The sequence below is a fragment of the Corynebacterium jamesii genome, assembly GCF_046097395.1.
In the GTDB taxonomy this organism is placed as follows: Bacteria; Actinomycetota; Actinomycetes; order Mycobacteriales; family Mycobacteriaceae; genus Corynebacterium.
This window is the reverse complement of sequence record NZ_CP175789.1, coordinates 1,013,201-1,026,124: the sequence shown is the minus strand read 5'-3', so window position 1 is coordinate 1,026,124 and position 12,924 is coordinate 1,013,201. Positions and strand designations below refer to the sequence as shown.

10 protein-coding genes are annotated in these 12,924 nt (G+C 63.4%); 7 read left to right on the top strand and 3 right to left on the bottom strand.

Going from position 1 to position 12,924, the window contains the following annotated elements:
- The first annotated feature begins 68 nt into the window (after positions 1 to 68).
- Complete coding sequence (locus ACKFRT_RS04745) at positions 69 to 623, top strand: hypothetical protein (RefSeq protein WP_296213491.1); 555 nt, start codon at positions 69 to 71, stop codon at positions 621 to 623.
- A 43-nt stretch (positions 624 to 666) separates the two neighbouring features.
- Here ACKFRT_RS04745 and ACKFRT_RS04740 read toward each other — a convergent pair whose 3' ends face one another.
- Positions 667 to 1,656 (bottom strand): DUF6263 family protein, encoded by a 990-nt coding sequence (locus ACKFRT_RS04740; protein ID WP_408925947.1) that lies wholly within the window; start codon positions 1,654 to 1,656, stop codon positions 667 to 669.
- 40 nt (positions 1,657 to 1,696) lie between these two features.
- Between ACKFRT_RS04740 and lspA the strand changes: the two genes are divergently transcribed.
- Genes lspA through rarD form a run of 4 tightly spaced genes read left to right on the top strand, consistent with a single transcriptional unit; the run spans position 1,697 to position 4,712 of the window.
- Positions 1,697 to 2,218: a signal peptidase II gene (lspA, locus tag ACKFRT_RS04735; RefSeq protein WP_408925946.1), complete on the top strand. Its 522-nt coding sequence runs from the start codon at positions 1,697 to 1,699 to the stop codon at positions 2,216 to 2,218.
- Between the two features lie 17 nt (positions 2,219 to 2,235).
- The gene (locus ACKFRT_RS04730) at positions 2,236 to 3,186 is read left to right on the top strand and encodes an RluA family pseudouridine synthase (RefSeq protein ID WP_408926061.1); all 951 of its coding nucleotides are present in this window, start codon (positions 2,236 to 2,238) and stop codon (positions 3,184 to 3,186) included.
- The gene (locus ACKFRT_RS04725; protein ID WP_408925945.1) at positions 3,183 to 3,827 is read left to right on the top strand and encodes a hypothetical protein; all 645 of its coding nucleotides are present in this window, start codon (positions 3,183 to 3,185) and stop codon (positions 3,825 to 3,827) included. The genes ACKFRT_RS04730 and ACKFRT_RS04725 overlap by 4 nt, the downstream gene beginning before the upstream one ends.
- Entirely contained in the window at positions 3,828 to 4,712 is an 885-nt protein-coding gene (gene rarD / locus ACKFRT_RS04720) for an EamA family transporter RarD (RefSeq protein ID WP_408925944.1), read from the top strand.
- Between the two features lie 23 nt (positions 4,713 to 4,735).
- On the opposite strand, the gene ACKFRT_RS04715 is transcribed toward rarD, so the two are convergent.
- Positions 4,736 to 6,085, bottom strand: a complete 1,350-nt coding sequence (locus tag ACKFRT_RS04715) for a D-arabinono-1,4-lactone oxidase (protein ID WP_408925943.1) — start codon at positions 6,083 to 6,085, stop codon at positions 4,736 to 4,738.
- The gene (locus ACKFRT_RS04710; protein ID WP_408925942.1) at positions 6,085 to 7,263 is read right to left on the bottom strand and encodes an amino acid deaminase/aldolase; all 1,179 of its coding nucleotides are present in this window, start codon (positions 7,261 to 7,263) and stop codon (positions 6,085 to 6,087) included. The genes ACKFRT_RS04715 and ACKFRT_RS04710 overlap by 1 nt, the downstream gene beginning before the upstream one ends.
- A gap of 77 nt (positions 7,264 to 7,340) precedes the next feature.
- On the opposite strand from ACKFRT_RS04710, the gene dnaE reads away from it, so the two are divergent.
- The gene (gene dnaE, locus ACKFRT_RS04705) at positions 7,341 to 10,910 is read left to right on the top strand and encodes a DNA polymerase III subunit alpha (RefSeq protein WP_408925941.1); all 3,570 of its coding nucleotides are present in this window, start codon (positions 7,341 to 7,343) and stop codon (positions 10,908 to 10,910) included.
- 144 nt (positions 10,911 to 11,054) lie between these two features.
- Positions 11,055 to 12,914: a pyruvate kinase gene (locus ACKFRT_RS04700; RefSeq protein WP_408925940.1), complete on the top strand. Its 1,860-nt coding sequence runs from the start codon at positions 11,055 to 11,057 to the stop codon at positions 12,912 to 12,914.
- The last annotated feature ends 10 nt before the right edge of the window (positions 12,915 to 12,924 follow it).

Below are 12,924 nucleotides of genomic sequence, written 5' to 3'. Positions count from 1 at the left end.
ACACCTTTATCAGCGCCACATAGTCCCATCCATGCCCAACCATGTCTATTCATTGAAGGAGCATTTTCGTGCGTTCTTTCCTGCGCAACTCTCGCGGTAATAAAGTCTTTACTCGCGCAACGGCCGTCTCCGTCGCCCTGGCAGCCGGACTGACCCTTTCCGCCTGTGGCAACGACGACGATTCCTCCGACAACACCTCCTCGTCTTCCTCGGCAGCGCAGAGCAGCGGCGAAGAGTCCACCGCAGCGCAGGACGAAACCCCGACGGTCGAGGAGTTGGCGGCTGTGCTGAACCGTGCCGTAGACCCGAAGGTTCCAACGGAGGAGAAGGTAGACACGGTCGTCAACGGCGACAAAGCGCCGGAACTTTTTGACGCCCTGACGAAGTCCCGCACCGAATCCGGCGCGACCCTTGAGGTGGTAGAGCCCGTGCTGCCGAGCCTGAACCCCGGCAACGTCAACGCCACCGTGAACCTGACCGTGCCTGACCAGGAGCCGCACGTGGTCAGCGACGTGGAGTTCGTCAACGAGGACGGCAAGTGGAAGCTGGACCAGGGCTGGGCCTGCACCCTGGTAGAAAACGTTCTGCCGGATCAGGTACCGCCGATGTGTAAGGAGCTCTAGTCTCCACTCTCAACCAGCGGCTCCCATACCCCGGGGGCCGCTTTTATTGTTTGGGGCTCCACTTAGACTTCGACGTGGTAGTTTGCACCACACGCACCGGGGAGTTGTCCTGCCCGTAGGTGATCTTCGTCTCCACGTTGATGTGCCCCCGGGTTGGCAGCACCTTATTGAGATCCAGCGCGATCTGGCCGGTCGATTGAGTGCTGACATCCAACACCTTCAGGTCGGTCTGTGCCAGCGTGCCCACGGCCGGGGTGCGGGTGACCTCCACCTTCAAAGAGACGCTCTGCCCTTGGCGCTCTAGCAGTGTGTACGTGATCTTCTGTGACATCGAAATATCGCCGTCCACGCGGTTGGCCACGGTCCACTTCGCGCCCACACCCACGGGGTCGGTGGGGAAGATCAGGGGGTAGTCGTTCATCTGGTTCAGTGCGGATTCCACACTCGCGCGGGCGGTCTGGCTGGCGCCGTCGGGGGCGGTGTAGCTACGGGAGGTGGCTCGTCCGTCCACCTCCTGCTCCGTGGTCATCTTAAAGCCCTCAGCCGTCTCGATGTCCTCGTTCTTCTTGTCGTTGGTGCCACTGGGCGTGCCGACGGTCACCGTGGTTTGGCGCTCCACGCCGTCGGTCGACACCTCGGCGGATAGTGGGAGGTTCATGGTGACTTCGTCGTAGTCCAGCTCCGCAACATCCGGCTGCTCGTCAGCCTTCGCCGTCTCTGAGGCTGCTGCGGTCGACGTGGTGGCGTCATCCTTAGCCTTTGAGTTGGCCTTTGAGTCACGCGCAGCACCAACGGTGTGCTGCGCGAAGCCCTGGGTGGCGTGGAAGGTGACTTCCTGGCTGCCCTCCTGCGAGAACCAGGCGATCGGCTCCTGCGGGGTGGTGCCACGGCTTAGTAGCTCCACCTTCACGCCCGGCACAGCGACATCTGCCGGCTGTGCTTGCGGCTGCTCGGAATCGGAGCATGCAACGGCCGTGAAGGCCAGGCCTATGGCGCTGCAGACAGCCAGCGCGGACTTGCTAGAAATACCCACAAGTTCACAGCGTAACAGGCGGACATTAGACTGAATAAGCGTGACTTCGAAACGTGCATCTTTCGCAGCCTTGACCCTGATGTTCGGGATCATCGCCGTCGACCAGATCACTAAGTGGGCGGTCGTCGAGAACCTCGAGCCACAGCGGGCGTATCCCGTGATCGGCGAGTTCTTCCGCCTCTATCTGGTGCGCAACCCCGGCGCGGCTTTTTCCATGGGGACAAACGCCACCATCGTCTTCTCTATCTTCCAGCTGGTCGCCTTCGCGGCGTGCATCGTGCTGGCCCTGCGCACCCGCTACATGGCCGGGGCACTGCCGATCGGCCTGATCGGTGGCGGCGCGGCGGGCAACCTTCTGGACCGTATCTTTCGCGAGCCGGGAGGTATGCACGGGCACGTTGTGGACTTTCTTTCTTTCGGTAGCTTCGCGATCTTTAATGTTGCGGACGCCGCCATTACCGTCGGTGTGGTCTGCTACCTTATCTACGCATTCTTCGTTGAGCCGGCGAATCACGTGCGTGAAGAGCGGGCGGACAAGGCCAAAGAGGAGGCGAGCCTGTGACCCGCGAGAATCGAGTGATGCCGGTGCCCGACGGTTTGGCGGGAATGCGCGTGGATTCGGGCCTTTCCAAACTGCTGGGACTTAGCCGCACCACAGTGGCGGAGCTAGCGGCTGACGGCGACATCCTGCAGGATCAAGCCCCAGTGGGGAAGTCCGACCGGCTGGTCGCGGGCGCGTGGCTGGACGTGACTTTGCCTGCCCCGCCGCGGGATCTAGCCGCCGAGCCCGCCCGCCACGTGGAGGGCATGGAGATCCTTTATTCCGACGAAGACGTGATCGTGGTGAATAAGCCCGTCGGCGTGGCCGCGCACCCTACCGTTGGCTGGGAGGGCCCCACTGTGACGTCCGGTTTGGCCGCCGCTGGCTTCCGCATTTCCACCTCTGGCCCGCCGGAGCGCAAGGGCATTGTCCAGCGTCTGGATGTCGGCACCTCTGGGGTGATGATCGTCGCCGCGAGCGAGCGGGCTTATACGGTACTGAAGAACGCTTTCCGCGACCGGGAGGTTTCAAAGACCTATCACGCGCTGGTGCAGGGCCACCCGGATCCAACCTCGGGCACTATAGATGCGCCGATTGGCCGTCACCCGTCCGCGGGCTGGCGCTTCAGCGTGCGCGAGGATGGCAAGCACGCTATTACTCACTACGACACGCTGGAGGCCCACCGCCAGGCCAGCCTGCTTGAGGTGAAGCTGCAGACGGGCCGTACCCACCAAATCCGCGTGCACTTTTCCGCCCTGCACCACCCGCTGTGTGGCGACCCGATGTACGGCAGCGACCCAAAGCTGTCGGAGAGGCTGGGCCTTAACCGCCAGTGGCTACATGCCGTGGAACTGGGCTTCCCGCACCCCGACGGGTCGTGGAAAACCGTCCGCTCGTCATACCCGGAGGATCTGCAGCAGGCTCTTGACCGGCTGCGGGATGCCAACGGCGTTGCCGCACCGGGTGCCGGGGAAGGGAAGCATCCGTGAGCAGAGAACAGCAGTATCAGGGGCGCAACCCCCAGCGGCTGAAAGCAAACAAGAAGCGGCAGCGCCAGCTGGATTGGGAAGATACGCGTCGGCCAGCCTGGGTGGCGTGGCTGTCCGGCATCTGCCTCATCGCGATGGGGTTCGGGGTGATCGCCATGAGTGCCTCAGACCTGACTGCCAAACCGCCGAACATCAACGGTGACCAGTTGGGGGCTTTCGACGGCACCCCGGCGCAGTACCGCGCCCACGCCCGCGAGCAGTTAGATCGGATGTCCGGCGACGAGCCTCGCTGGGCGCTAGTTTCCCCAGAGCCCACGCATCTGTGGGATGCACGGCAGGTGATCGAGTTGCTGCAGGGCATCGACGCGCGCGTGAGTACCCTTTATTTCGGTGCGACTGCGCAGGCGGTGTTGCCAGAGCCTGCGGTGGGGCGTACTCGTGCCGACGTGATTAACCAAGCGGTGGGGCGGATGGCTCGTGGCGCGCAGAGTGAACCGGAGCAGTTGCGGATTGACGGTGTGCTGGTTCACGCTGTGCCCGAGCAACTCCGCGTGCTCGCCCAACGTGCCTACGCCGTGGAGCCCGCGGACCCGGGGGCGGTCTACGGCCGCATTGGAATCCGACCGATAGGAGTGAGATAGATGATTTGGGGGTTGGCGGCTTACCTGATGTGGGGGCTGTTCCCCGCCTTCTTCCCGCTGCTGCAGTCGGCCACGCCGACGGAGATTCTGGCACACCGCTTTGTGTGGACGCTCGTATTTATGCTGGTGCTGCTGGCCACCGTGCGCGGGTTTAAGCAGCTACGGAACATCACGGCCCGCCAGTGGTGGATTGTTTCGGCCGCCGCGGTGCTGATCAGTGTGAACTGGGGGTTGTATATCTACGCCGTGAACAACCACCATGTCGCGGACGCCGCCCTCGGATACTTCATCAACCCCCTGGTCAGCGTGCTTTTGGGGGTGATCGTGCTAGGGGAGAAGCTGCGCCGTTTGCAGCTGGTATCCGTGGGCATCGCCACTGTCGCAGTGGTGGTGTTGACGGTCGCGCTAGGTCAGCCGCCGATCATTTCTTTGGGTCTGGCCTTTAGCTTCGGGTTCTACGGGCTGGTCAAAAAGCAGGTTAGTTTGACGCCCATTCAGTCCCTCACCGCCGAGACTCTTGTTCTGGCGCCGGTAGGGCTGATTTATCTGGGGTTCCTGCAATCCCAAGGAACCAACACTTTCGTCCAGCTGGGCGCTGGCCACGCGGGCTTGCTGATGCTGGCGGGCGTGGTGACCGCCCTGCCGTTGCTGTGCTTTGCGCGCGCGGCGCAAGAAATGTCTCTGACCAGTCTGGGGATGGTTCAGTACATCACCCCGGTGATCCAGATGCTGTGGGCGGTGTTTGTGAACAGCGAGCACATCGAGCCCGCCCGCTGGGTCGGGTTCGTGCTGATCTGGATTGCCGTGATCGTCTTCGTTATCGACCTGCTGAGCCACCGGCCGCCACGGGTGCGGCGGGTGAAGAAGCTCGGTGCCTCGGTATAAAGGCTTATAAAGGCTGAAGAGAGCTAGGCCAGACCGAAAACGCGGTCGATCATCGCGTTGCGCATCATCCCCTGGGGATCCACCTTTGCGCGAACCTCGCAGGCCCGGGCTAGGTCCTCGTGGCGCTCCAGCAGATCCTCGTGCGTGAGGGTGTGTAGCTTGCCCCAATGCGGACGGCCTGACTGTGCCTCCTTGAAGATCGGCTCCACGTGGCGGAACAGAGCCTGGTGGCTGTCCTTGTTGTATCGATGGACGGCGATATAGCAGGATTCGTGCCCCTTGGCTGTGGATAGCGGCACGTCGTCGGCTGCAGTGGCGCGCACTTCGATGGGGAAGAGTACGCGTTCGCCGCAGGTGTTCATCGTGCGTTGGACCTCGCGGAGGACCTCGCGGGCATCCGTCAACGGCACCGAGTACTCCATTTCGTTGAAGCGCACGCGCCGGGAGCTGACGAACACGCCGTGGGCAACGTTGGAGTACTCCCGTTGCGCCAGGGTCTTTGCACTGAGGTGGGCGAAAGGTTTGGTGAGGCTGGGGAAGTGGTGAGCTAGATCATTCATTACCCGGTAGGCGCCGTTGTTGAGCAGTTCGTCGTCCAGCACCTCTTTCCACCGCGGGATCGGATGGGTGGGAGTGTCGCCTGGAAGACGGGTGTTCGTCTTCACGTGGGCTACGTCGGTACCAGGGAACCAGTAAAACTCCAGGTGATCCTCCTGGCGTGCGCGGTCGGCGAAGCTTTCCACCAGCGGCGCGTTCGGCTCAGCTCGCTCCACAGCGTGCAACACGAACGTTTCCACCACGTCCAATTCGACTTCGGTGATGATGCCGTAGGCGCCCAGGGATACGCGCGCGATGTCGTAGAGTTCACCGGCGATGCCTTCCGCACCGGGGAAACACTCGTGCGCCTGGCCGTCCGGAGTGATGATGCGGAAGGCCCGCAGCATTCCAGCGAAGCCGGTGAAGCCCAGACCCGTACCGTGGGTACTGGTGCCGATCGCTCCTGCCAGGGATTGCGGATCCACATCGCCCTGGTTGGCCAGCGCCACGCCCAGCGGAGCGAGGATGCCCGGCACGTCCCGCAGCCGGGTGCCGGCACGCAGGCGGGCGGTCATTTTCTGCCGGTCAAAATGGATCAGCCCGGCCAGGTTGTCCAGGCTCACCTGAATGCCCTCGGTGGCTGCGACACTGGTGAAGGAGTGGCCCGCGCCGATCGGCTTGACTTTTTCGCCGGACGCGGCGGCGCGCTGAATCAGCTGTACCAACTCCGCCTCGTCGCGCGGGGAGATCCGCTTGCGCGGCTGAGCGGTAGAGACCCCGGACCAGTTGACCCAACGGGAGTAGTAGGCAGGCTTGCGGGTTTTAGTGGTGGTCATTAGACAAAACTCTTTCCTTCGCCGCGGTAGGTGGGCCATTCCGCGATGATTTCGCCGGCCGAGACGACCAGCACGCTATCGATGTATTCGGTTGCTTCGCCGGCCTTCGCATGGCGCATCCACACGTGGTCGCCGAGCCGTAGGTTGCGGGCGGCCGGGCCGGTCAGCGGGGTTTGTACCTCGCCGGGGCCTTCCAGCGGCGCCATCTTTAGATCGCGTGGCCAGTCCACAACCGGTAGACGATCCTTGCCCGCCGGGCCGGAGGCGATGCGACCGCCACCGGCGACTGTCACCGTCTGTTCTGCTGGGCGGCGCACGACCGGCACCACGAACCACTCCGCCGGGGTGGGGTGGAACTGCCGGTAGTGGTCAAACAGAGCCGGGCCGATAATGCCGGAGCCCGCTCCGATCTCGGTGACGGCGGCCTCGGCGCTGGTGGTTTCGATGGAACCGGTGCCGCCGCCGTTGACGAACTCCAGGGGAGGCAGCCCCGCCACGCGCAGCTCTTCCGCCACGGCGGCCACGATTTTCGCGCGGCGGCTGGCAAGCTCGCGGACGGACAGCGCCTTCATCGCCGCGATCGCCGGGGAGGTGTCGGTGGTCCCGGCCACCTGGCCCTCGTAAGCCATGAGGCCGACCAGGCGGAAGCCTTCGCGCTGGCGAACCTGCCGCGCGACGGCGCGAACCTCCTCCACCGTGTACAGGGGGGAGCGCAAAGCGCCGATGTGAACGGGGCCGGCGCGCAATGCGGCGTCAATATCAATACAAACCCGAATGTCGCCGCGCTCGTGGGGCGGCACCACGGCATCTATAAAGTCCAGGTGAGCAACCGAATCGACCATGAGGGTGACGCACTGCAGGGCGCGTGCATCGTGGATCAATCGATGCAGCGCCTCGCGGTGGGCAGAGGGGTAGGCGACGAGGATGTCGTTGGTGACCTGTTCCTCACATAGCCATAGCGCCTCGTTGAGGTTGTAGGCCAAGACTCCGCGATAGCCGGGGAGGGAGAGAACCTCCGAGATCAGCGACCGGATGCGAAGCGACTTGCTGGCCACCCGGATCGGGGTACCACGGGAGCGGTGCGCCATGTTTTCGGCGTTGGCTTTGGCGGCATCCAAATCCAGCACTGCGAAGGGTGCGTCCAGGTGCGCCACTGCACGACGGAGATATTTCTTCATGAAAAGTAACTTTATAGCGATAACGATTACCGCGTGCCGGAAAATGCGATTTTTAGGACGCGCTATGATGGCCAACCATGAGCGGTTCCTCCTTCGTCCACCTGCATAACCACACCGAATACTCCATGCTCGACGGAATGGCTAAGGTCGATCTCTTGGCCAAAGAGGTAGAGCGGCAGGGAATGCCCGCAGTCGGCATGACCGACCACGGAAACATGTACGGAGCAGACGCTTTTTACCGGGCCATGACCGCCGCGGGGGTTAAGCCCATCATCGGCATCGAGGCCTACATCGCCCCGGAATCTCGCTTTAACCAGCAGCGCGTGCGTTGGGGTAAGCCGGAGCAGAAGTCTGACGACGTGTCGGCCTCCGGCGCCTACCTGCACCAGACGATGATCGCGGAGAACGCCACGGGCTTGCGGAACCTGTTCTACCTGTCCTCGATGGCCAGTTACGAAGGCCAGCTGGGCAAGTGGCCGCGTATGGATGCCGAGCTGATCGCCCAGCACTCCGAGGGCATTATCGCCACCACCGGCTGCCCCTCCGGCGACGTGCAGACCCGCCTGCGCCTGGGGCAGTTCGACAAGGCGCTGGAAGCCGCGGGAATGTGGCAGGACATCTACGGCAAAGACAATTTCTTCCTAGAGTTGATGGATCACGGCCTGGAGATCGAAAAGCGGGTGCGCGACGACCTGCTGGAGATCGGGCGCAAGCTAGAACTGCCGCCGCTAGTCACCAACGACTGCCACTACGTGCTGGAGCAGCAGGCCCCGGCGCACGAGGTGATGCTGTGCGTGCAAACTGGCTCCACCCTGGATGAGCCGACCCTGGACCAGGGAGGTAAGCGCTTCGCGTTCTCCGGCTCCGGCTACTACGTGCGCAGCGCCGAGGACATCCGTGCGCAGTGGGACAAGGAAGTACCGAAGGGCTGCGACAACACCCTGTGGGTGGCCGAGCGTGTGCAAGACTACTCCGAGATCTGGGAGGAGCACCCGCACGACCGCATGCCCATCGCTGACGTGCCGGAGGGCCACACTCCCACGACGTGGCTGACCCACGAGGTGATGAAGGGGCTGGAAGACCGCTTCCCCGGCAAGGAGGTGCCCGCCGAGTACATCGACCGCGCGAAATATGAGATCAGCGTGATCGACATGAAGGGCTACCCGTCCTACTTCCTGATCGTTGCTGAGCTGATTAAGTACGCCCGCTCCGTGGGTATCCGTGTGGGACCGGGGCGTGGTTCGGCCGCCGGCGCGCTGGTCGCCTACGCCCTGACCATCACAAACATCGACCCGATGGAGCACGGGCTGCTGTTCGAGCGCTTCCTGAACCCCGAACGCCCGTCGGCACCCGATATCGATATCGACTTCGACGATCGCCGCCGAGGAGAGATGATCCGCTATGCCTCCGACCGGTGGGGCGAGGACAAGATCGCGCAGGTGATTACGTTCGGCACGGTGAAGACGAAGCAGGCGATTAAGGACTCCGCGCGCGCCCACTACGGCCAGGCGGGCTTCCAGATGGCCGACCGGATCACCAAGGCTTTGCCGCCGGCGATCATGGCCAAGGACATTCCGCTGCACGGCATTACCGACCCGGAGCACGAGCGCTACCCGGAGGCCGCCGAGGTTCGCCAGCTGATCGAGACCGACCCGGACGTGTCCAAGATCTACAAGGATGCCCTCGGCCTGGAAGGTGTGATCCGCCAGGCGGGCGTGCATGCCTGTGCCGTGATTATGTCGAGCGTGCCGCTGCTGGACTGCATCCCCATGTGGAAGCGCAAGCAGGACGGCGCGCTGATCACGGGCTGGCCGTACCCTGCCTGCGAAGCCATCGGGTTGCTGAAGATGGACTTCCTGGGGCTTAGAAACCTTACGGTTATTGGCGACGCCCTCGATAACATCAAGACCAACCGCGACTTCGAGCTCGATCTGGAAAACCTCGACACGGTCGATGACCCCACCTATGAGTTGCTGGCGCGCGGCGAAACGCTGGGCGTGTTCCAGCTGGACTCCGCGGGCATGCAGAAGCTGCTGAAGCGCATGAAGCCCACGGGCTTCAACGACATCGTCGCCGCGTTGGCGCTGTACCGTCCGGGCCCCATGGGCGTGGACGCGCACTGGGAATACGCCGACCGCAAGAATGGCCGCAAGCCCATCGTGCCGATCCACCCAGAGCTGGAAGAAGCGCTGCACGAAATCTTGGAGGAGACCTACGGCCTGATCGTGTACCAGGAGCAGATCATGAAGATCTCCCAGAAGGTCGCGAATTACACGGCGGGCCAGGCCGATGGGTTCCGTAAGGCCATGGGCAAGAAGAAGCCGGAGGTGCTGGAAAAGGAGTTCGTCACCTTCGAGTCCGGCATGAAGGCAAATGGATACTCCGCCGACGCCATTAAGACACTGTGGGATACGATTCTGCCGTTCGCCGGCTACGCGTTTAACAAATCCCACGCCGCGGGCTACGGCCTGGTTTCGTTCTGGACCGCCTACTTGAAGGCAAATTACGCGCCGGAGTACATGGCTGCGCTGCTGACGTCCGTGGCGGATAAGAAGGATAAGTCCGCCATCTACCTGGCCGACTGCCGCCACCTGGGTATCCGCGTGTTGTCGCCGGATGTCAACGACTCGCGCTACACCTTCCAATCCGTTGGCGAGGACATCCGCTTCGGCCTGGGCGCAGTGCGTAACGTGGGCGAGGACGTGGTGAACTCTATCATCGCCTCCCGTGAGGAAAAGGGCGCGTTCACCGACTTCTCCGACTACCTGGACAAGATCGACCTCGCCGCAGCGAACAAGCGTGTGACCGAGTCGCTCATCAAGGCCGGTGCTTTCGATTCTCTGGGTCATCCGCGCAAGGGCATGGTGCTGGTGCACGAGGACGCGGTGGATGCCGTTACCGCCACAAAGAAGGCCGCAGCCAAGGGCCAGTTCGACCTCTTCGCCGGTTTGGGCGGGGACGAGGGCGCGGGCGACGTCTTCCGCGTAGAGGTTCCCGACCAGGAGTGGGAGCGCAAACACCAGCTAGCACTGGAACGCGACATGCTGGGCCTCTACGTCTCCGGCCACCCGCTGGATGGGTTTGAAGACGCCCTGGATGCGCAGGTGGATACCCCGCTTACTACGGTGCTTTCCGGCGAGCTGCCGAACAACAAGGATCTGAAGATCGGCGGCATCATCTCGGCCGTTGAGCGTCGCATCGACCGCAACGGCAACCCCTGGGCAATCGCCACGCTGGAGGATCAGCACGGCGCGCAGGTGGAGCTGCTGGTATTCCCGAAGACTTACCAGATGGTCGCCCCGCAGATCGTCGAGGACAACATCGTGCTGGCCAAGGCCAAGATCAACTACCGCGAAGACGACATGCGCCTGTTCTGCCAGGATCTCAAATCCGCTGAGCTCACCGTCGGCGCGGGCTCTGGCGTGCCGCTGCGGCTGAACATCCGCGTGGATCAGGCCACGCCCGGCAACATGGCCAACCTGCGCCGCGTGCTTAGCCAGAACAAGGGCGATTCGGACGTTTACCTGACTCTCATCGATGGCGAGGAGGAAGTCCAGTTCCTGCTTGGCTCGGAAATGCGCGTGAACAAATCTCCGTCGCTCATGGGCGCCCTCAAGGCTTCGACGTGGGAGGGGATCTTCTCCTAGCCGGACATTCGCCACCATCCACCTGTCGGCTCGCCGAGCATAACCCCGGCCGACCTGTCACGATAGAGGGGCCACAACATTTTCGCGGCCGTCGGCGCACTCGTCTACGCGGCTGCGTACTTCCCAAGGAGACACCTCTTCACCATGCAGGTCAACAAGCAAGCGGTCCTAGAAGCCATTGAGGAACTCCTCGACGACCTCGATAGCCAGACTTTGCACTGGTATCCCGAGATCCGTTCCACCGCACCCACGCACTTTGTCGGCGCCCGCAACTTGGTGCACTACATGACGCTGCGCACCCATGACCGGCGAGGCCTGCAGGGCAACCTGGAAAGCCTGGGAGCCACGCGACTATCCACCGCCGAGCCAGCGGTCAAGGCGCGCCTCCAGGCCGCGCACAACGTGGTCTCTGCCCTCGATGGTCGCGCGCCACAGTTCGATGCGGACGATGTTGCAGACGCCATCGTGGGGGCCGATGAGCTGCTTGAACAACACACCGAAGCTCTCTTCGGACAGCGGGATTTACCAGGGGACTCATCGCGCATCATGGTCACCCTGCCCGCCGAGGCCGCTGTCGATGAGGAGCTCGTGGCCCGCCTGGTGGATTCGGGCATGGAGCTGGCGCGTATCAACTGCGCCCACGACGGGCCGGAGGTGTGGAAGCGGATGATCGACAACGTCCGCGCAGCTGGCCAGGCCGTAGGCCGGACTATCCCCATCAGCATGGATCTGGCCGGGCCAAAGATCCGCACTGGCCGCATCGCGCCGGGGCCGGCAGTGGTGCGCGTGCGTGTGCAACGCGACGATGCGGGCAGGGTGATTCAGCCCTGTCGCCTGTGGATGATCCCTGAAGATCGCGAACTGGCCGACGCGCCAATGGCCGCCACCACGGAAGGCCGACCGATCGTGAGTGTTCATGTGTCCCGGGCATTCTTCGATGCCCTCGAGGTCGGGGAGACGATTCATGTGGTGGATGCACGCGGCAAGCGGCGGAAGCTGGGCGTCACAAATAAAGAGAGCGAAGGTGCCTTGGCGGAGGGGCAACAGAACATCTACCTGCAGCTCGGGGCGGAGCTGCGGGCGGGCCAAGCGACCACGGCGGTGGGATCGGTGCCGCCGACGCTGCAAAAACTGCGGCCACAGACCGGCGAAAGGATGATTCTGACCAGCGCGGACGTGGAGTGCGACCCACGGGCGGGAGGGGTGCCGACGATCAGCTGCACGCTGCCGGAGGCCGTGAAGAGCCTGCAGGTGGGCCAGCAGGTGCTCTTTGATGACGGGGCGATCGCGGCGAAGGTAGTAGAGATTCGGGAAGCAGAGGACACAGAGGACACAGGGGACACAGCGGGCATGGAAAGCACAGTGGAAGCCGAGCTGGAGATCACCCGCGGCGGCGCGAAGCTGGCCGAGTATAAGGGCATTAACCTGCCCGATACCGTCCTGCCGCTGCCGAGCCTGACCGACGAGGACGAGGCCGCGCTGAAGTTCGTGGCCGAGTACGCGGACATCGCCGCCGTGAGCTTCATCCGCACCCGCGAGGACGTGTCCTACGTGCTGGATAGATTCCACGAGTTGGGCGCGGATGACCTGGGGCTGGTGCTGAAGATCGAGACGATCCCAGCGTTTGAAAACCTAGCCACCATCCTGCTGGAAGGCATGCGGCACGCAAAGTTCGGAGTAATGCTGGCGCGCGGTGATTTGGCCGTGGAGCTGGGCTTTTCCCGCATGGCGGAGGTGCCCGGGCAGGTGCTGGCGATGGTGGAGGCCGCGCACGTACCGCTGATTGTCGGAACCCAGGTGCTGGAATCCATGGCGAAGTCCGGCCTGCCGACGCGCGCGGAGATCACCGACGTGGCCTTCGCGCTGCGCGCTGAGTGCATCATGCTGAACAAGGGGCCGCACATCCCGGAGGCCATCGGGATTCTGCGGGAGATCGGCGCGAAGATGGACCGCTCGCAGCGTAAGAATCGCATGCTGCTGCACCACGTGCGCAGCTGGCGCTAGCCTGCGGCTG